18 protein-coding genes and 1 pseudogene are annotated in these 18,007 nt (G+C 71.5%); 8 read left to right on the forward strand and 11 right to left on the reverse strand.

Annotated features, from left to right (window positions below; genetic code table 11):
- From ACFY8U_RS24300 to mce, 5 genes are all read right to left on the reverse strand, one after another.
- Positions 1-780, reverse strand: a complete 780-nt coding sequence (locus ACFY8U_RS24300) for an ABC transporter permease (protein ID WP_361599543.1) — start codon at positions 778-780, stop codon at positions 1-3.
- Positions 781-783: 3 nt separating this feature from the next.
- Positions 784-1,749, reverse strand: coding sequence for an ATP-binding cassette domain-containing protein (locus ACFY8U_RS24305; RefSeq protein ID WP_361434679.1), 966 nt, complete (start codon positions 1,747-1,749; stop codon positions 784-786).
- 99 nt (positions 1,750-1,848) lie between these two features.
- Positions 1,849-2,787: a cellulose-binding protein gene (locus ACFY8U_RS24310; RefSeq protein WP_158990544.1), complete on the reverse strand. Its 939-nt coding sequence runs from the start codon at positions 2,785-2,787 to the stop codon at positions 1,849-1,851.
- A gap of 114 nt (positions 2,788-2,901) precedes the next feature.
- Positions 2,902-7,215 carry a polarized growth protein Scy gene (gene scy, locus ACFY8U_RS24315; RefSeq protein WP_389573519.1) on the reverse strand — a complete coding sequence of 1,438 codons (4,314 nt, stop codon included), beginning with the start codon at positions 7,213-7,215 and terminating at the stop codon, positions 2,902-2,904.
- A gap of 175 nt (positions 7,216-7,390) precedes the next feature.
- Positions 7,391-7,831, reverse strand: a complete 441-nt coding sequence (gene mce, locus ACFY8U_RS24320; protein ID WP_361434677.1) for a methylmalonyl-CoA epimerase — start codon at positions 7,829-7,831, stop codon at positions 7,391-7,393.
- A 137-nt stretch (positions 7,832-7,968) separates the two neighbouring features.
- Between mce and ACFY8U_RS24325 the strand changes: the two genes are divergently transcribed.
- Both ACFY8U_RS24325 and meaB read left to right on the forward strand, forming a co-directional pair.
- Complete coding sequence (locus ACFY8U_RS24325; RefSeq protein WP_389573523.1) at positions 7,969-9,171, forward strand: acetyl-CoA C-acetyltransferase; 1,203 nt, start codon at positions 7,969-7,971, stop codon at positions 9,169-9,171.
- A gap of 26 nt (positions 9,172-9,197) precedes the next feature.
- Positions 9,198-10,154, forward strand: coding sequence for a methylmalonyl Co-A mutase-associated GTPase MeaB (meaB, locus tag ACFY8U_RS24330; RefSeq protein ID WP_361763487.1), 957 nt, complete (start codon positions 9,198-9,200; stop codon positions 10,152-10,154).
- A gap of 301 nt (positions 10,155-10,455) precedes the next feature.
- Here the strand turns inward: meaB and ACFY8U_RS24335 are convergent, their stop codons facing one another.
- Entirely contained in the window at positions 10,456-11,067 is a 612-nt protein-coding gene (locus ACFY8U_RS24335) for a PepSY domain-containing protein (protein ID WP_389573526.1), read from the reverse strand.
- 117 nt (positions 11,068-11,184) lie between these two features.
- On the opposite strand from ACFY8U_RS24335, the gene ACFY8U_RS24340 reads away from it, so the two are divergent.
- Together ACFY8U_RS24340 and ACFY8U_RS24345 are read left to right on the forward strand one after the other, a co-directional pair.
- A complete protein-coding gene (locus ACFY8U_RS24340) occupies positions 11,185-11,895 on the forward strand; it encodes a response regulator transcription factor (RefSeq protein WP_389573529.1) in 711 nt (236 codons plus the stop codon).
- Positions 11,892-13,304: a sensor histidine kinase gene (locus tag ACFY8U_RS24345; protein WP_389573531.1), complete on the forward strand. Its 1,413-nt coding sequence runs from the start codon at positions 11,892-11,894 to the stop codon at positions 13,302-13,304. Before ACFY8U_RS24340 ends, ACFY8U_RS24345 begins: the two co-directional genes overlap by 4 nt.
- Here the strand turns inward: ACFY8U_RS24345 and ACFY8U_RS24350 are convergent.
- The 4 genes from ACFY8U_RS24350 to ACFY8U_RS24365 all read right to left on the reverse strand — a co-directional run bounded on the left by ACFY8U_RS24350 (position 13,301) and on the right by ACFY8U_RS24365 (position 15,970).
- Positions 13,301-13,777: a MarR family transcriptional regulator gene (locus ACFY8U_RS24350; RefSeq protein ID WP_361599564.1), complete on the reverse strand. Its 477-nt coding sequence runs from the start codon at positions 13,775-13,777 to the stop codon at positions 13,301-13,303. The genes ACFY8U_RS24345 and ACFY8U_RS24350 overlap by 4 nt on opposite strands.
- A 116-nt stretch (positions 13,778-13,893) precedes the next feature.
- The gene (locus tag ACFY8U_RS24355) at positions 13,894-14,685 is read right to left on the reverse strand and encodes an AIM24 family protein (protein WP_361672475.1); all 792 of its coding nucleotides are present in this window, start codon (positions 14,683-14,685) and stop codon (positions 13,894-13,896) included.
- On the reverse strand, positions 14,682-15,332 hold the full coding sequence (locus ACFY8U_RS24360) for an AIM24 family protein (RefSeq protein WP_361599570.1): 651 nt from the start codon (positions 15,330-15,332) through the stop codon (positions 14,682-14,684). The genes ACFY8U_RS24355 and ACFY8U_RS24360 overlap by 4 nt, the downstream gene beginning before the upstream one ends.
- Entirely contained in the window at positions 15,332-15,970 is a 639-nt protein-coding gene (locus tag ACFY8U_RS24365) for an AIM24 family protein (protein WP_389573535.1), read from the reverse strand. The genes ACFY8U_RS24360 and ACFY8U_RS24365 overlap by 1 nt, the downstream gene beginning before the upstream one ends.
- A gap of 112 nt (positions 15,971-16,082) precedes the next feature.
- Here ACFY8U_RS24365 and ACFY8U_RS24370 point away from each other — a divergent pair, with 112 nt between their 5' ends.
- Both ACFY8U_RS24370 and ACFY8U_RS24375 read left to right on the forward strand, forming a co-directional pair.
- Complete coding sequence (locus tag ACFY8U_RS24370) at positions 16,083-16,427, forward strand: DUF3817 domain-containing protein (protein WP_361434670.1); 345 nt, start codon at positions 16,083-16,085, stop codon at positions 16,425-16,427.
- A complete protein-coding gene (locus ACFY8U_RS24375; protein ID WP_361599573.1) occupies positions 16,424-16,717 on the forward strand; it encodes an MTH1187 family thiamine-binding protein in 294 nt (97 codons plus the stop codon). The genes ACFY8U_RS24370 and ACFY8U_RS24375 overlap by 4 nt, the downstream gene beginning before the upstream one ends.
- 49 nt (positions 16,718-16,766) lie before the next feature.
- Here the strand turns inward: ACFY8U_RS24375 and ACFY8U_RS24380 are convergent.
- A pseudogene (locus tag ACFY8U_RS24380) lies at positions 16,767-16,983 on the reverse strand (ArsR/SmtB family transcription factor); the annotation flags it as partial.
- Positions 16,984-17,050: 67 nt separating this feature from the next.
- Here ACFY8U_RS24380 and ACFY8U_RS24385 point away from each other — a divergent pair.
- On the forward strand, positions 17,051-17,560 hold the full coding sequence (locus ACFY8U_RS24385) for a MarR family transcriptional regulator (RefSeq protein WP_361434668.1): 510 nt from the start codon (positions 17,051-17,053) through the stop codon (positions 17,558-17,560).
- 54 nt (positions 17,561-17,614) lie between these two features.
- Positions 17,615-17,947 carry a DUF3817 domain-containing protein gene (locus ACFY8U_RS24390; protein WP_389573540.1) on the forward strand — a complete coding sequence of 111 codons (333 nt, stop codon included), beginning with the start codon at positions 17,615-17,617 and terminating at the stop codon, positions 17,945-17,947.
- Positions 17,948-18,007: the final 60 nt, after the last annotated feature.

Here is an 18,007-nt window from a genome sequence, read left to right on the forward strand (position 1 = left end):
CTACGCGTCCCGCTTCTTCATCACCAGGTAGCCGCCGAGCAGCGCCGCCGCCACCCAGATCAGCATGATCCCGAGCCCGCCCCAGGGGCCGTACGGCGCCTCCTCCGTGTTCATCGCGTCCGGAACGACCTGCATGATCTTGGATCCGGCCTGGTCGGGGAAGTAGAGCGCCACCTCCTTGGCCTTCGGCACCGCGGAGAGGATCTGCGAGACCAGGAAGAAGAAGGGCACCAGGATGCCGAGGGAGAGCATCGAGGAGCGCAGCATCGCCGCCACACCCATCGAGAAGAGCGCGATCAGCCCCATGTAGAGCCCGCCGCCGACGACCGCCCGGAGGACGTTGTCCGCGCCGAGGGAGGTGCGGTGCTCGCCGAGGAGCGCCTGCCCGAGGAAGAACGACAGGAAGCTGGTCGCCAGACCCACCACCAGGGCGAGCACCCCGGCCACCGCGATCTTGGAGAAGAGGAACGTCGCCCGCTGCGGGACCGCCGCCAGGGACGTACGGATCATGCCCGAGCTGTACTCCGTGCCGACCACGAGGACGCCGAAAACCACCATCGCCAGCTGGCCGAGCACCATCCCGGAGAAGCTGACGAACGTCGGGTCGAAGGTCGCCTGCTCGGCCTCCGAGAGGTCGTCGAAGGTCGACTTCAGCAGGGCGCACAGAGCCGCGCTCATCGCCACCGTCACCAGGAGCGCGCTCGCCAGGGTCCAGACCGTCGATGAGACCGTCCGGATCTTGGTCCACTCCGACTGGAGGACCGCCGATACCGCTGCCATCGTTCAGGCTCCCTTGGTGGTGTCGCCCCAGTGGGGGCCGGGCGCGTCCGCCCCGTGGACGTCCGTGCCGTGTGCGTGGTACTCCACCGCGCCGGCGGTCATCTGCATGAACGCCTCCTCCAGGGAGGCGCGCTGGGAGCTCAGCTCGTGGAGCACGAGCCCGTGCTCGGCGGCCAGTTCACCGAGCTTCTCGGTCGTGGCGCCGTCCACCTCCAGCGTGCCGTTGCCCGCCTCCACCGGGGTGAAGCCGTTGGCGTGGAGGATGTCCCGCAGCCGCTCCTGCTGCGGCGAACGCAGCCGTACATAGCTCCGCGAATTCTGGTGGATGAAATCGGCCATCGTCGTGTCGGCCAGCAGCTTTCCCTGCCCGATCACGATGAGATGATCGGCCGTCAGGGCCATTTCACTCATCAGATGGCTGGAAACGAAGATCGTCCGCCCCTCGGAGGCGAGCGCCTTCATCAGATTGCGGATCCAGTGAATTCCCTCAGGGTCCAGACCATTGACGGGTTCGTCGAACATCAGGATCTCGGGATCGCCGAGCAGCGCGGAGGCGATTCCCAGCCGCTGCCCCATGCCGAGCGAGAAGCCCTTCGACTTCTTCCGCGCGACCGCCGTGAGACCGACCAGATCCAGGACCTCGCCGACCCGCCTCTCCGGAATGCGGTTCGACTGCGCGAGGCAGAGCAGGTTGTTGTACGCCGACCGGCCGCCGTGCATCGCCTTGGCGTCCAGGAGCGCCCCGATGTACTTCAACGGCTCCTGCAGCTCGCGGTAGTGCTTGCCGTCGATCCGGACCGTTCCGCTGGTCGGATTGTCCAGATCGAGCATCATGCGCATCGTCGTCGACTTGCCCGCGCCGTTGGGCCCCAGGAAGCCGGTGACCACACCGGGCCGCACCTGGAAGGAGAGATGGTCGACCGCCGTCTTCGTTCCGAACCGTTTCGTCAGGCCCTCGAGCTCGATCATGCGACCACGCTACGGGTGCGAAAAACCCTCCGCCACTGGAATGACGGAGGGTTTTTTGGGCGTTCTCGTTCCGGTTACCGGACTACGGGACCGGAGCGATCAACGGGTCTGCTGCGCCGGGACACCACGGGTGGCCGGCTCGTCGTCGATCGGGGAACCGGCGGCCGCCACGGCGGCACCGGTCAGGGTGGCCAGCATCTCGCGGACGTTGGTCAGCTGGGCGTTGATCGAGTCGCGGCGGTTCGTCAGCGCCGCCAGCTCGCGCTCCGATTCCGAGCGGATCCGGTCGGCCTTGGCGTTCGCGTCGGCCACGATGTCCTCGGCCTGGCGCTGCGCGGTCTCCACCGTCTGGCGGGCCCGGCGCTCCGCGTCCGTACGCAGCTTCTCGGCCTCCAGGCGGAGCTGCTCGGCGCGGTGCTCGATCTCGGCGAGGCGCTTCTCGGCCTTGGCCTGACGCGAGGCCAGGTCACGCTCCGACTGCTCCCGGCGCTTGGCCAGGTTGGTCTCGAAGTCCGCGGCGGCCTGGGCGGCCTTGGCGCGGGTCTCCTCGAAGAGGGCGTCCGCCTCCTCGCGCTTGGACTGCGCGTCCTTCTGAGCCTCGGCACGCAGCGAGTTGGCCTCACCCTGCGCCTTCTCGACGATCCGAACGCCCTCGTCCTCGGCCTTCGCCTTGCGCTCCGCGGCGAACGACTCGGCGTCGTTGCGCACCTGCTGGGCGGCCGACTCGGCCAGCTCGCGGTGCTGCTCGGCGGCGCGGCGGGCCTCCTCGCGCAGGTCCTTCGCCTCCTCCTCGGCCAGCCGGAGGATCTTCTCGACGCGGGCGCCGAGGCCGGCGTACGACGGCTCTGCGTCGGTGACCTGGGCCTGGGCGTTCTGCGTCTCGAGGTGGAGTTCCTCGATGCGCTTTTCCAGAGAGGTGATTCGGGCCAGAGCACTGTCACGGTCGGCGACGAGCTTGGTAATGCGGTCGTCCACCTGACCGCGGTCGTAACCACGCCGCACGAGCTCGAAGCCGAAGGGGGAGGAAGTGTCGCTCATGGGGTTCCTGTCGAATGAGACCGGTGAGGTGTTAGGGGGAATCCTAGGGGCCGAAGCGGCGTGTCATCGAGCGGATGCCCGTTTGATATGGAGAATGTCCAGCCTTTTGAGTGGCTAGCCCTCGGAGGACTTGCCACTCGAACGTGTCGCTCCCGCCGGAACACCCGCCTTGACCCCCTCCTTCGTCCCCGCGGTCGGCGCCTCGAAAGACTCCAACGCCTCCAGGACGTCCTGGACACGGGAGATCTCGGCATTGATGTCCTCGCGCCTGCGCACCAGGACGTCCAGCTCGCGCTTGCCCTCGGAGATCATCTGCTCGGCCTCGGCCTCGGCCTCCCCCTTGACCTTCTCCGCCTCCGCGACCAGCGAGGCCTTCTTCTGCTCGGCCTCCTTGAGCAGCGCCTCGGCCTTCCTCACCGCGGCGATACGGACCTTGCTCGCCTCCGAACTCGCGTCGGAGAGCATCTCCTTGGATTTCTCCTCGGCCTCGGCCCGCTGCTCCTCGGCGGCCTTCACCAGCTTGTCCACGCGCTCGCCGGCCGTCTTCATCTGCTCGGCCGTCTCACGCCGCGCCCGCTCGTGCAGCTCCTCGATCTCGCCCTCGATGCGGGCCCGCAGCTCCTCCGCCCGCTCCCTTATGGCCGTCGCGTCGCTGCGCGCGCCCACCAGGAGCTCGTCCGCGTCCGTACGAGCCTTCTCCACGAGCGAGTTGCCCTCGACCGTCGCCTCGGCCACGATCCGATCGGCCTCCTGACGGGCCGCGCCGACCATCGTGTCCGCCTGCGACTCGGCCTCGGTGGTGGCGCGCAGCGCCTCCTCCTGGGCCTTCGCCATCAGCTGGTCGGCCTGCTCGGCCGCGTCCGAACGGCGCTTGGCACCGGCCTCGCGCGCCTCGTCGAGCGTACGGTCGGCCTCCTCGCGCGCCTCCGCACGCATCTGCTCCGCCGCCGCCTCGGCGTCGGCCTTGACCCGCTCGGCCTCCGACCGGATCCGCTCGGCGGCCTGCTGAGCCTGCCTCACGTTCTCGGCGCCCTCGGCCCGCAGCCGCTCCGCCTCGTCGGCCGCCTCGGCCGTGATCCGCTCGGCCTCGCTCCTGGCCTCCGTGATGAGGGTGTCCGCCTGCTCGGCGGCGTCCGCGCGCCGCTTGTCGGCGGCCTTGCGCGCCTCGTCGAGGACGCCCTCGCCGTCCGCCCGCGCGGCGGCCCGAAGCGCCTCCGCCTCGGCCTCGCCCTCCGCCTTGACCTGCTCGGCCTCGGCACGCAGCCGCAGCGCGTCCTGCTCGGTCGACTCAAGGAGGGCCACCGCCTCCGCGGTGATCCGCTCGGCCTCGCCCGTGGCCTCGCCGACGAGCGCGTCGGCCTGCTCGGCCGCGTCCGAACGCCGCTTGTCGGCCGCCTTACGGGCCTCGTCGAGGACCTGCTCGGCGTCGGTGAGCGCGGCGATCCGCAGCGCCTGCGCGTGCGCCTCGCCGTCCGTCTTCAGCTGCTCGGCCTCGGCCCGCAGCGCGTCCGCCTCGGCGGTCAGACGCTCGGCCTCGGACACCGCCTCCGTGATGAGCGTGTCCGCCTGCTCGGCGGCGTCCGCGCGCCGCTTGTCGGCGGCCTTGCGCGCCTCGTCGAGGATCTGGTCGCCCTCGGTGCGGGCGAGCGTGACCAGCTCCTCGGCCTCGGCGGTCAGCCGCTCGGACTCCGCCGCCGCCTCGGAACGGATCCGGTTGGCGTCCTCGCGGGCGTCCGCACGGGTGCGGGCCGCGTCCTGCTCGGCCGACGCCAGCGCGTCGCTCGCCTCGGTCCGTACCCGCTGGGCGTACTCGGCCGTGTCCGTGCGCAGCTTCTCCGACTCGGAGATCGCGTCCGCGACCGTCCGCTCGGCCAGCGCCTTCGCGGCCTCGGTCTCCTCCTGGGCGCGCGCCCGGACGCGGTTGGCGTCCTCGGTGGCCCGCTCCCGCTCCTCGTACGCGTCGGCGCGGACCCGGTCCGCCTCGTCCTGCGCCTCGGTGCGGGTGCGCTCCGCCGCGTGCTCGGCCGCGCTGCGCAGCCCGGCGATCTCGTCCTCGGCCTGCTCCTGGAGGCCGGCGACGGAGTCCCGTACCTCCTTGGCCGTCTGCTCGGCCGCGGACACCATCTCCGTGGCCCGCCGGTCCGCCTCCTCGACCAGACGCTGCGCCTCGGTCTGCGCCTCCTCCACCCGCTTGCGGGCGGAGGCGAGCAGCTCCTCGGACTGTTCGCGGGCGTGCTCGCGCTCCCGGCCGGCCTCGGAACGGGCCGACTCCAGCGTCTCCTCGGCCTCCCGGCGCCGCCGGTTGGCCTCCTCCTGCGCGGCGGCCAGCGCCTCGGCGGCCTCGGCGGCCACCCGCTCGGCGGCGGCCCCGGCCTCGGCGCGTACCCGGTCCGCGGTCTCCTGGGCCTCCGACTTCAGCCGCTCGGCCTCCGTCGCCGCCTCCGTCCGCAGCCGTACGGCCGCGGCCTCCGCCTCGGCGCGCGAGGTGGACGCGTCCGACGCCGCCTCCGTACGGAGCCGCTCGGCCTCCTGCTCGGCCTGCGCCTGGAGCGTACGGATCCGCTCGGCGGCCTCCGTACGGAGCCGCTCGGTCTCCTCGGCGGCCTCGCGCCGGAGCCGCTCGCTCTCGGCGCGCGCGTCGGTCAGCGCCTGCTCGGCGCTCTCGACCCGCGTCTCGGCCTCGCTGTGCAGCCTGGACAGCTCGTCGGCCGCCTCGGCGTGCCGCGCCTGCGCGGCCCGCTCGGCGTCCTCGCGCAGCTCGGTGGCGGTCCGCTCGGCCGCCTCCTTGACCGACTCGGCCTGCTCCTCGGCCTCCGCCCGCATCCGCTCGGCCTCGGCGCGGGTGCGCTCCAGGGTCTCCTCGGCCTGGGTGCGCAGCGTCTGGGCGCGCTCCATGGCCTCCGAGCGGACCCGCTCGCCCTCGGCGCCCGCGCTCGCGCGCAGCTCGTCGGCGTCCGTACGGGCCTTGGTCAGCAGCTCCTCGGCGGTCCTGGCCGCCTCCTCGATCTGCTGGACGGCCTCCCGCCGGGCCTCGCCGCGGATCTTCTCGCCCTCGGCGATCGCCTCGGCCCGCAGCCCCTCGGCCTCGCCGCGCAGCCGGCGCGCCTCCTCCTGCAGCTCGACGGTCTTGGCGCGGTACTCCTTGGTGTCGTCCTTCGCCGACCCGAGCAGCTCGCCGGCCTGCTCCTCCGCCTGGTTGCGCAGCCGGTCGGCCTCCGCCTCCGCCTCGCGGCGGATCCGCTCGGCCTCCTCGGAGGCCTTGCGGGTGGTCGCCTGGGCGTCCTCGGACGCCTTGGTGAGGACCTCCTCGGCGGTACGGGCGGCCTTGGCGAGCGCGGCGGCCGAGTCCTCGGCCGCCGCCGTACGGGCCTTGTCGGAGGCCTCCGCGACCAGCTTCTCGGCCTCGGCGCTCGCCTCGCGCAGCTTCTCCTCGGCCTCGCCCTTGAGGGTCTCGGCCTCCTTCGTCGCCTCGGCGACGAGCCGGGCGATCTCGGCCTTGGCCGTACGCGTGCGCTGCTCGTTGACGGACTCCGCGGAGGACAGCTGCTTGGCCGCCGCCTCCTTGGCCTCGGCCAGCGCTTTCTCGGCCTCGGTACGGGCCTCGCGCAGCCGCAGCTCGGCCTCCTGCATCCGCTGCTCGGCGGCACGGGACAGCTCGGTGGCCTGCTGACGGGCCTGCTCGGTCTCGGCGGTCGTGGAGGACCGCAGCTGCTCGGCGTGGCTGGTGGCCTCCTGCGCCTGCGTGGACGCGGCGTTCAGAAGCCGCTCGGCGTCCTTGCGGGCGCGCAGCAGAATCGCTTCGGCCTCCGCACGAGCCGCCTCCGCCTCCGAACCCACCCGCTGACGGGTCTCCTCGGCCAGCCGGGTCGCCTCGGCGCGCGCGCCGGCGAGCGCCTGCTCGGCCTCGGCGCGGGACTCCTCCATCAGACGGCGGGCCTGGGACTCCGTACGGGCGCGCAGCTGCTCGGCCCAGGCGACGTTCTCGTTGACGTGCGCCTCGACGGTCTGGCGGCGCTCCGCCAGCTCCTGGTCGAGGCGCTGCCGGCGCTGGACGGCCTCGGCGTGCAGCTCGGCCTGGAGCCGGGCCTGGTGCTCGGCGTGCTCCTGGAGGATGCGCTGGGTCTGGGCGCGGGCGTCACGCAGCTCGCGCTCGGCGTCCTGGCGGAGCTGATCGGCCTGGATCTGCGCGTTACGCAGCATCTGCTCGGCCTGGTAGCCGATGTCCGCGCTGTCGTAGGCGGGACGGGACGCGATGGTGCGCCGCGCCTCGTGGAGCTTGGCGCGCAACACCTCGACCTGGTAACCGAGGTCCTCGGCGTGCTGGACGGCCTTCTCCCGCTCGGTCTTCAGCCGGTCCATCTCGGCTTCGAACCGCGAAAGATGGTCGTCTTCAGCTCGGTGGCTCTCCTGGCGTTCGTAGCCCCGCACTGCGCGGTCCCATCCGTCCCCTGGTCGCAACACTCCAACGAGCACCGTTCCCCGGAGAACGGCCCCCCGGGGAATCGTGGCAGATCGGATACCCCGACTTCGACGCCGCATGGCATGCGGCACCGACCGGCCCCGGCCCGGAGTCGCCCACTCTACCGGGCCAGGAATCCGGAGGTCAGTGCTCCGCTGAGGAGGGGTCAGCCGAGGTGACCAGTTCGGTCAGTACGCCGTGGCAGTCCTTGGGGTGGAGGAAGGTGATGCGGGAGCCCATGGAACCGGTCCGCGGCTCGTCGTAGAGGACCCGGACGCCCTTGCCGCGGATGGCTTCGGCGTCCCCGTCGACATCGGCGGTGCCGAAGGCGATGTGGTGGACACCCTCACCGTTCTTGGCCAGCCACTTGCCCACCGCGGAGTCCTCGCGGGTGGGCTCCAGGAGCTGGAGGTACGAGGCTCCGCCGTCGGAGGTCTCGTTGATCTTGAGCATGGCCTCGCGGACGCCCTGCTCCTCGTTCACCTCGGAGTGGAACACCTCGAAACCGTAGGTCGCACGGTAGAACTCGACAGTCTTGTCGAGGTCGAAACATGCGATCCCGATGTGGTCGATTCGCGTCAGCATGCCTCCAGTGCAGCGCCAGGGGGATGGTTACGCAACGTGCGCGCCGTCACACCGGCAGGCCGGTGACCGCGTACGGCACCGCTCAGTACATTGGCGGTAAACCCTCGTTCACTCCTCATCCCAAGGGGCCGTGCCTCATGTCTGGAACGACCGGTACCACCTCAGTGATCGTCGCGGGCGCCCGCACGCCCATGGGACGCCTGCTCGGCTCCCTCAAGTCCTTCTCCGGCGCCGACCTGGGCGGCTTCGCCATCAAGGCCGCGCTCGACCGGGCCGGCATCGGCGGCGACCAGGTGCAGTACGTGATCATGGGACAGGTGCTCCAGGCGGGCGCCGGCCAGATCCCCGCCCGCCAGGCCGCCGTCAAGGCCGGCATCCCGATGAACGTCCCGGCGCTCACCATCAACAAGGTGTGTCTGTCCGGTCTGGACGCCATCGCGCTCGCCGACCAGCTGATCCGCGCGGGTGAGTTCGACGTGGTCGTCGCCGGCGGCCAGGAGTCGATGACCAACGCCCCGCACCTGCTGCCGAAGTCCCGCGAGGGCTTCAAGTACGGCGCGATCGAGATGCTCGACGCCATGGCGTACGACGGTCTCACCGACGCCTTCGAGAACATCGCCATGGGCGAGTCCACGGAGAAGCACAACACCCACCTGGGCATCAAGCGCCCCGAGCAGGACGAGATCGCCGCGCTGTCGCACCAGCGCGCCGCCGCCGCGCAGAAGAACGGCATCTTCGAGGCCGAGATCACCCCGGTCGAGATCCCGCAGCGCAAGGGCGACCCGGTCATCTTCTCGAAGGACGAGGGCATCCGCGCCGAGACGACCGCCGAGTCGCTCGGCAAGCTGCGCCCGGCCTTCGCCAAGGACGGCACCATCACCGCCGGCACCTCCTCGCAGATCTCCGACGGCGCCGCCGCGGTCGTCGTCATGAGCAAGGCGAAGGCCGAGGAGCTGGGCCTGGAGTGGATCGCCGAGATCGGCGCCCACGGCAACGTGGCCGGCCCGGACAACTCGCTGCAGTCGCAGCCGTCCAACGCGATCCAGCACGCCCTGAAGAAGGAGGGCCTGGGCGTCGAGGACCTCGACCTGATCGAGATCAACGAGGCCTTCGCGGCGGTCGCCGTCCAGTCAATGAAGGACCTGGGCGTTACCCCGGAAAAGGTGAACGTCAACGGTGGCGCGATCGCGCTGGGCCACCCCATCGGCATGTCCGGCGCCCGTGTGGTGCTGCACCTCGCCCTGGAGCTCAAGCGGCGCGGCGGCGGTGTCGGCGCGGCGGCGCTGTGCGGCGGCGGCGGTCAGGGCGACGCTCTGATCCTTCGCGTACCCGGCAAGTAGTCCCCGTCAAGCAAGGAGCATCGGCAATGGTGGACGTCCCCGAACTGGTCGCCCAGGCACGGGAGGGCCGGCCGCGCGCCGTGGCCCGGCTGATCTCACTCGTGGAGGGGGCGTCCCCGCAGCTGCGCGAGGTGATGGCGGCGCTCGCGCCGCTGACCGGCGGTGCGTACGTGGTGGGCCTGACGGGCTCGCCCGGCGTGGGCAAGTCCACGTCGACGTCCGCGCTGGTCTCCGCGTACCGGCGGGCGGGCAAGCGGGTCGGCGTCCTGGCCGTCGACCCGTCGTCCCCGTTCAGCGGGGGAGCGCTGCTCGGCGACCGGGTCCGGATGTCGGAGCACGCCTCCGACCCGGGCGTCTACATCCGCTCGATGGCCACCCGCGGCCACCTGGGCGGGCTCGCCTGGTCGGCGCCGCAGGCGATCCGCGTCCTGGACGCGGCCGGCTGCGACGTGATCCTCGTCGAGACCGTCGGTGTCGGGCAGTCGGAGGTGGAGATCGCCTCCCAGGCCGACACGTCCGTGGTGCTCCTCGCTCCGGGCATGGGCGACGGGATCCAGGCCGCGAAGGCGGGCATCCTGGAGATCGGCGACGTGTACGTGGTGAACAAGGCGGACCGGGACGGCGCGGACGCGACGGCCCGCGAGCTGAACCACATGCTGGGCCTGGGCGAGGCCCGCGGCGCCGGGGACTGGCGGCCGCCGATCGTCAAGACGGTCGCGGCGCGGGGCGAGGGCATCGACGAGGTCGTCGAGGCGCTGGAGAAGCACCGCGCGTGGATGGAGGAGCACGGGGTCCTGGCGGAGCGCCGCCGGGCCCGCTCGGCGCGCGAGGTCGAGACGATCGCGGTCACGGCGCTGCGCGCCCGCATCGGCGACCTCCACGGCGACCGCCGCCTGGACGCGCTGGCGGAACGCATCATGGCGGGCGAACTGGACCCGTACCGCGCGGCGGACGAGCTGGTGGAGAGCCTGACCGAGGCCTGACGGCCTGACGGCCGGAGGGCCGGGCACGACCGCGCCGCCGCACGGGCCAGGCCCGTGCGGCGGCGCGGTCGTCCCACGAGCCTGCCCTTGGAGCGTGGGCCGCCTTCGCGACGCGGTCGTGCCGCGGGGCGACGCGTGCCCGGGCGCCGACGTCGCCGGGCGATCGGGCCGATGCCCGGCGCCGACGGGGCGTTCCGGCCCGTGGCGCGAGCACCCACCCCTGAGCACCGGGCGGCCGCCGGACCACGGCCGGGAGGCCCCGGCCCGTTCGGCGTGCCCGGGGCCTCCCGGCGGTCAGGCGTCAGTTGTCGTCGGAGTCGTCCGCGTGGTCGCCCGCCTCGGCGCGGTCGTCCCGGTCGTCGGCGTCGTCCCGGTCGTCCTGGCCGTCGTCGTCAGGTGTGACCTGGGCCGTCTTCAGGTCGACCCGCCAGTCGCCGTTCACGGTGTCCACGTCCCAGGCGGTCGTGGCGCGGTCGTCGTCGTCCAGGCTCACCGAGGTGACGACGCCCTTCGCGGAGGCCGCCTCGGCCGCCTGCCGGGCGTCGACGGCGGCGCCCTTCAGGACGCGGCGGTCGTCGGCGTCGTCGATCCGGTCGTCGTCGTCCCGGTCGGTCTCCTTGCCGAGGACCTTGCCGGTGCCGGCGTCCACCTGGACCGTGTACGAGGTCGTGCCCGTGCCGAGCACATCGACCTCCCAGCCACGGTCGTCGTCGAGGTCGGCCGAGACGGCCGTGCCCGGCTGGGCCTTCAGCGCGGCGTCGATCGCCTGGGCGGCGGTCACCTTCGCGTCCCGTACGTCCCGCACGGCGGTCCTGTCCGTCCGGCCCCCGTCGTCGTCCGCGAAGGCGACCGCGGTCCCTCCGCAGACCACGGCGGCCGCGGCGACGGTGGCGATGACGATGTTGCGCTTCATGGGGTCCTCCAACCCGGCGTGGTTCGTTCGACGGAACCCACTGTGCGGACCGCGACCTGAAGGCAGCCTGAAGCCACCTGAAGGCGCCTTCAGCTTCGGTTTGCGAACCTGGTGCCCATGCACCCGCCCGTCGCCCACCACCCCGCTCGAGACGCTCTCCGTCTCCCCTCCCGATTGCTGATCGTGGAGGACGAGAGGCGGCTCGCCCTGTCCCTCGCCAAGGGCCTGACCGCCGAGGGCTACGCCGTCGACGTCGTCCACGACGGCCTGGAGGGACTCCGGCGGGCGGGTGGATCCACGTACGACCTGATCGTGCTCGACGTGATGCTGCCCGGGATGAACGGCTACCGGGTCTGCTCCGCGCTGCGCGCCGCGGGCGACGAGGTGCCGATCCTGATGCTGACCGCCAAGGACGGCGAGTACGACGAGGCCGAGGGGCTCGACACGGGCGCCGACGACTACCTCACCAAGCCGTTCTCCTACGTCGTCCTGGTGGCCAGGATCCGGGCGCTGCTGCGCCGGCGCGGCTCGGGACCCTCCCCGGTCCTCGAGCTCGGCGAGCTGAGGGTGGACACCGCGGCCCGCCGCGTGCACCGCGGTGACGACGAGGTCGCCCTGACCGCCAAGGAGTTCGCGGTCCTCGAACAGCTCGCGCTGCGCTCCGGCGAGGTGGTGTCGAAGGCCGAGATCCTGGAGCACGTCTGGGACTTCGCCTACGAGGGCGACCCGAACATCGTCGAGGTCTACGTCAGCACGCTCCGCCGCAAGCTGGGCGCCTCCCTGATCCGGACGGTGCGCGGCGCCGGGTACCGCCTGGAGGCGCGATGACGGCCCGGTGGTTCTCCTCGGTCCGTGCCAGGGCCACCCTCGGCGCGACCGCGGTGGTGGCCGTCGCCCTGGTCGCCGCCGGGATCGCCGTCCTGCTGTCCCTGCGGGGCAATCTGACGAGCCAGGCGGACGGTGAGGCGGACGGCGTCGCCCGCGACGTCGCCGGCCGGATCGCCGCCGGCACCCCGTATCCGGTGCTCGATCTGCCGGACGGCGAGGACAACCCCGTGCAGGTGGTCGACCGCGACGGCCGGGTCCTCGCGGTCAGCGAGGGGCTCACGGCGATCAGCGGCACCGGCGTGCCCGGCGTCACTCCGGAGGCGAGCCCCGGGACCGGGCGGGACGCCGACGACGACGCGGACGACCCCGAGCCCGGCGAGATCGGGGACGTCACCTGGCACGGGCAGGGCAGCGCCACCGTGGACGGGGAGAGCGGCGACTACCGCTTCACCCGTGTGGAGGTCACCGACCGGCGGGACGAGACCGTCCTGGTCTTCGCGGGGGCGTCGCTCGGGGCGCAGCGGGACGCGGTGGGCACGGCCGCCACCGCCATGCTCGCCGGACTGCCGCTGCTGCTCGGGGTGGTGGCCGGGGTGACCTGGCTGGTGACCCGGCGGGCGCTGCGGCCCGTCGAGTCGATCCGCCGCGAGATGGCGGAGATCACCGCCTCGCAGGATCTGTCACGGCGGGTCCCCGAGCCCGCCACGCACGACGAGGTGGCCCGGCTCGCCCGGACCACGAACGAGACGCTGACGGCCCTGGAGTCGTCCGTGGAGCGGCAGCGGCGGTTCGTCGCCGACGCCTCGCACGAGTTGCGCAGCCCCCTCGCGAGCCTGCGCACCCAGCTGGAGGTGGGCGCCGCGCATCCGGAGCTGCTCGACGTGCCGGGCGCGGTCGAGGACACCGTACGGCTGCAGAACCTCGCCGCCGACCTGCTGCTGCTCGCCCGGCTCGACGCGGGGGAGCGGCTCGCGGGCGCCCCGGTCGACCTCGCCGCGCTGGCGGCGGAGGAGGCCAGAGGGCGCCGGGGCGTGACGGTGGCGGTGACGGAGTCCGTCGAAGTGGCCGGCTCCCGGGGGCAGCTGGGCCGTGTGCTCGCCAATCTCCTCGACAACGCGCAGCGTCATGCCCGTGCGGAGGTGACGGTCACCGTACGGCGGGAGGGGGACCGGGCCGTGCTCGAGGTGGCGGACGACGGGCCGGGGGTGCCGGAGGCCGACCGTGAGCGGATCTTCGAGCGGTTCGTACGGCTCGACGACGCGCGAGGCCGCGACGAGGGCGGCGCGGGGCTCGGGCTGGCGATCGCCCGGGACGTCGCCGTACGGCACGGTGGCACTCTCGCCGTGCGTGAGGCGCCGGCGGGCGGGGCCCTGTTCGAACTCCGCCTGCCGGCCGCGGAAAGCCGTTAGGGCTTGCCCCGACGGCCGCGGAGCTGCTCCGCGACGGGCTTCAGGGATTCGTGCAGGTCGCCGAGGGCCTCCGGCGACAGCTGGTCGATGAAGTGCTTGCGCACCGACTCCACGTGGTGGGGCGCCACCTTGCGCATGGTCTCCATGCCCTCGTCCGTGAGGACCGCGTACAGCCCGCGCCGGTCCGACTCGCAGTTGGCGCGGCGCACGAGCCCCGCGTTCTCCATGCGGGTGATCTGGTGCGAGAGCCGGCTCTTGGACTGCAGGGTGGCCGTCGCGAGGTCGCTCATGCGCAGACGCCGCTCGGCCGACTCCGAGAGATTCACCAGGATCTCGTAGTCGTTCATGGTCAGGCCGAAGGGCTGGAGGTCCTTCTCCAGCTGATACGTCAGCATCCGGTTGACGTCCAGATAGGTGCGCCACGCACACTGCTCGGCGTCGGTGAGCCAGGGGGTGGCCGTCTCGGTCTCCATATATGGATTCTACCTAAGAAGTTGAATACTGGACGAAGTAAGGGAGTGTGACGCCGGGCACCCAGGGCCCCGACGGGTGCAGACGTTCGAGGACGTCACACTCCGCAGACTACCGGCTACAGCCCGAAGCGACGCTGGAGGTCCCCGAGCTGTCCGGGAAGGCGCGGTGCCGAACCGTGCGATCCCTGGCCGGAACCATGCGCTCCGGGAACGCCGCCCCCCGGCACGCCCGGCTGCCCGCCGACCTCACCGATCGCCCGGTCGGCCATCAGCATCTCGGTCGACTGGAGCAGTACCGTACCCGCCCCCACGAACTCGAACTGGTGCTCCTCGCCCGAGGTCCCGCCGATCCCCGTCAGCGCCCGGACCCCGCCCATCACGCCCGTCATGTAGCCGTGGTCGTAGTGGTGGCACGGGGACGGGCAGTCCGCCCAGCCGACCAGGGCCTGCGGGTCCACCCGCATAGGCGGCTCCATGAAGACCACCGGGCCGTTGGACGCCGCCACGAACTTTCCCGTGCCGATCAGCGTCACGAAGCCCGGCACGATCGACTGCTTCAGCGCCAGCGTCGGCTGGTACGCCAGCAGATTGCCCGAACGGATCGTCAGATTGCCCTCGTCCAGGTCGAACGAGTTCACGTCGAAGGCCCGGTCGGCGAGCAGCATCTTGCCGCTGCCCTCCGCCACCACCCAGTCACTCGCGTGCAGCGGCGAGTGGAACGACGTACGGACCAGGCGGTCCAGGCGCCCGTGGCCGATGCCGTTGAAGTCGATCCGCCCGTAGTAGGCGATCATCTTGCCCTTCTGCAGGAACCACTGGGAGCCCTTGAGCTCCACGCAGAAGGTGTACGGATTGACGTTGTCGTCGGACGGGAGCGACTGGGGGTCGAGGACGACGGGACCGGTCACAGCTTCTCCTCCGAGGCCTGCACGTACACCGCACCACTGCCGGTCAGCTCCAGCTGGAACGCCTCGCCGGAGCCCCGCCCCACCATGTCGCGCCAGCCCAGCGCGGTGGAGAGCTTGTTCCGTACGTCGCCGTGGTGCGCGACGTACGCCTGCGGGTCCACGTGGACCGCGCGTCCCGGGGTGATCGGCAGCTCGATCACGCCGCCGTGGGCCATGACGGCGACCGCGCCGTGACCCTTGAGCGTCGTCGTGAAGAGCCCCTGGCCCGTCACCTGGCCGCGCACCATGCCCATGACCCCGCCCTGGGAGCCCATGAACATCGTGCCCTGCTGCAGGGTGCCGTCGAAGGCGAGGAGACGGTCGGCCTCGACGAACAGGGTGTCGCCGGTCAGCTGGATCACCTGGATGTGGTGGCCGCCGTGCCCGAACATCACCGTGCCGTTGCCCTCGACGGTCATCAGCGGCGTCGCCTCGCCCGCCACCCGGCGGCCGATCATCGACATCACGCCGCCCTGGCCGCCGGCCATGTTCGGCGTGAAAGTGACGTCGCCGCGGTACGCGAGCATCGCGCCGCGTTGGCTGAACATGCGCTGTCCGGGGACGACGGTCGCCTCGACCATCTTCGAGTTGATCTCGCGGAACGGCATCAGACGTCGCCCCCGATCGTGTTCCGCTCGCTCGGCTGGACGTACACGATGCCGTCGCCCTCGAAGCGGATCTGGAAGGCCTCGCCGCCGCCCTCACCGAGGAAGGTGCGGAACGTCACACCGGACTGGAAGCTCTGCTGGAGGTTGCCCTGATGGGCGATGTACGCGCCGGGGTCGACGGAGAGCGGGTACTGCGGGGTCACCCGCAGCACCACCGCCGGGCCGTCGGACATGATCGCCGCCTGGCCCGTGCCCTCGAGGGTCGTGGTGAAGAGGCCGTTGCCGGTCGCTCCGCCGCGCAGGCCGGTGAAGCTCGTACCGGTGCGCAGCCCCGCGTCCGTGCAGAGCAGATTGCTCGCCTCGACGAAGAGCTTGTCGCCGTGGAGCGAGACGAGGTTGATCTCGGAGGCGCGGTCGGCGAACCAGCAGGTCCCCTGGCCCTTCACCTCCATCACCTCCATCTGCTCACCGGTGAGCCGACGCGTGACCATGCCGCGCAGGCCCTCGCCTCCGCCGGACATCTTCTTGAAGGCCATCTGGCCGTCGTAGGCCACCATGGAGCCGTTTTTGGCCTTGACGGCATCGCCGGTCATGGACACGGCGAGCACTTTGCTGCCTTGGAGTCGGAACGTTGCCACGGAGGGAGATTACGGGGCCCCCGGATAAAGGGACAGCAAAGTCGGCATGCACAATGGACGGGCCCTCCCTTGTGCATCCGTTCACAAGATCGAACGAAGGTGACCCCCTCCCGTGGACATCAAGACCGCCTCCTCCCTCCACCGCCTCCGACTCGTCTCCGCCCCGGAGGCCGTCTCCTTCCTGCTGCTGCTCGTCTGCTCGGTGCTCAAGCGCACGACGGACTTCAACGCCGTGCCCGTGATGGGCGCGGTCCACGGCATCCTCTTCATCCTGTACGTGCTGTTCTGGCTGGACGCCTGGAACCGTACGAAGTGGGAGTTCAAGACGGCCGCCCTCTACTTCGTGCTCTCGGTGCTGCCGTTCGGCGGCTTCTTCGCGGAGCGCAAGCTGAAGCGTGAGGCCGAGAACGCGGTCATCGCCTCCCGCGCCCGCCGCGAGAGCGCGGTAGAGGCATGATCGTCGCCTTCTCGGTCACCCCGCTCGGCGTCGGGGAGGAGGTCGGCGAGTACGTCGCCGACGCCGTCCGGGTCGTACGGGAGTCGGGGCTGCCGAACCGTACCGACGCGATGTTCACCTCCGTCGAGGGGGAGTGGGACGAAGTGATGGACGTGGTCAAGCGCGCCGTCGCCGCGGTGGAGGCGCGGGCGCCCCGGGTCTCCGTCGTCCTCAAGGCCGACATCCGCCCGGGCGTCACGGACGGCCTCGCCTCGAAGGTCGCGACCGTGGAACGCCACCTGGCGGACTGACCGCCGGCCCGAGCCTTCGAGCCCCCGGACCCCGTGTGGGTCCGGGGGCTCAGTCGTGCGTGCCATCGGAGGCGGTCAGGGCGATGCCGATCGGGGTGCGTTCGTACGGGACCTGGTGGCCGTACCGGCGCGAGGTCAGCAGGCCCGGCCTCCCTCAGGACGGACGGATGCGCCGATACGGAGGAGGGCGCGAGGCCGAGCCGGTGCGCGAGCGCGGTCGTGCCGGCCGGCTCGTCCAGCGCGCACAGGACGTCCGCCGCCGTCCTCCATCTCCGTGCGACCGAAGTGCGAGACGGGGCTGACCACCATGTGACCAGTGGGTAAGGTCGACGCGTGCCGAAGCCGCTCAGTCTCCCCTTCGATCCCATCGCCCGCGCCGACGAACTCTGGCAGAAGCGCTGGGGGCCGGTCCCCTCGATGGCCGCGATCACCTCGATCATGCGCGCCCATCAGATCCTCCTCGCCGAGGTCGACGCCGTCGTCAAACCGTACGGACTGACCTTCGCGCGCTACGAGGCGCTGGTGCTGCTCACCTTCTCCAAGGCCGGTGAGCTGCCGATGTCCAAGATCGGTGAGCGGCTGATGGTCCACCCGACCTCGGTCACCAACACCGTCGACCGGCTCGTGAAGTCCGGCCTGGTCGACAAGCGCCCCAACCCCAACGACGGCCGCGGCACCCTCGCCTCGATCACCGAGAAGGGCCGCGAGGTGGTCGAGGCCGCCACCCGCGATCTGATGGCGATGGACTTCGGGCTCGGCGCCTACGACGCCGAGGAGTGTGCCGAGATCTTCGCGATGCTGCGCCCGCTGCGGGTGGACGCGCACGACTTCGACGAGAGCTGACCGGAACCGGGCCCGCCGGAAGATCGCCCGGAACGTGCCGTTACGCTCGACGGCATGAAATCCAGCGTGCTGACCCGTTACCGCGTCATGGCGTACATCACCGCCGTCATGCTGCTCGTGCTGTGCACGTGCATGGTCTTCAAGTACGGGTTCGACATGGGCGAGGACGTGACCTTCGCGGTCTCCCAGACCCACGGCGTCCTCTACATCATCTACCTGATCTTCGCCTTCGATCTGGGCTCCAAGGCGAAGTGGCCGTTCGGCAAGCTCCTGTGGGTGCTGCTGTCCGGGACCATTCCCTTCGCCGCCTTCTTCGTCGAGCGCAAGGTCGTCCGCGAGACGCTTCCGCTGGTCAGCGGCGCGCAGCCGGCCCCCGCCAAGGCCTGACCCGGCCCGGCACCGCACCCCCCGCACGGATGTGCGGGGGTTTGCCATCGACATTTACTA

It is taken from the genome of Streptomyces sp. NPDC012508, assembly GCF_042902595.1.
Classification (GTDB): Bacteria; Actinomycetota; Actinomycetes; order Streptomycetales; family Streptomycetaceae; genus Streptomyces.

Coding starts and splice junctions, on each gene's coding strand:
- meaB (WP_361763487.1), top strand. CDS start 9,198: ATGGTGGACGTCCCCGAACTGGTCGCCCAGGCACGGGAGGGCCGGCCG.
- ACFY8U_RS24360 (WP_361599570.1), bottom strand. CDS start 15,332: ATGCCGTTCCGCGAGATCAACTCGAAGATGGTCGAGGCGACCGTCGTC.
- ACFY8U_RS24310 (WP_158990544.1), bottom strand. CDS start 2,787: ATGAGCGACACTTCCTCCCCCTTCGGCTTCGAGCTCGTGCGGCGTGGT.
- ACFY8U_RS24335 (WP_389573526.1), bottom strand. CDS start 11,067: ATGAAGCGCAACATCGTCATCGCCACCGTCGCCGCGGCCGCCGTGGTC.
- ACFY8U_RS24300 (WP_361599543.1), bottom strand. CDS start 780: ATGGCAGCGGTATCGGCGGTCCTCCAGTCGGAGTGGACCAAGATCCGG.
- ACFY8U_RS24305 (WP_361434679.1), bottom strand. CDS start 1,749: ATGATCGAGCTCGAGGGCCTGACGAAACGGTTCGGAACGAAGACGGCG.
- ACFY8U_RS24325 (WP_389573523.1), top strand. CDS start 7,969: ATGTCTGGAACGACCGGTACCACCTCAGTGATCGTCGCGGGCGCCCGC.
- ACFY8U_RS24340 (WP_389573529.1), top strand. CDS start 11,185: ATGCACCCGCCCGTCGCCCACCACCCCGCTCGAGACGCTCTCCGTCTC.
- ACFY8U_RS24350 (WP_361599564.1), bottom strand. CDS start 13,777: ATGGAGACCGAGACGGCCACCCCCTGGCTCACCGACGCCGAGCAGTGT.
- ACFY8U_RS24390 (WP_389573540.1), top strand. CDS start 17,615: ATGAAATCCAGCGTGCTGACCCGTTACCGCGTCATGGCGTACATCACC.
- mce (WP_361434677.1), bottom strand. CDS start 7,831: ATGCTGACGCGAATCGACCACATCGGGATCGCATGTTTCGACCTCGAC.
- ACFY8U_RS24375 (WP_361599573.1), top strand. CDS start 16,424: ATGATCGTCGCCTTCTCGGTCACCCCGCTCGGCGTCGGGGAGGAGGTC.
- ACFY8U_RS24345 (WP_389573531.1), top strand. CDS start 11,892: ATGACGGCCCGGTGGTTCTCCTCGGTCCGTGCCAGGGCCACCCTCGGC.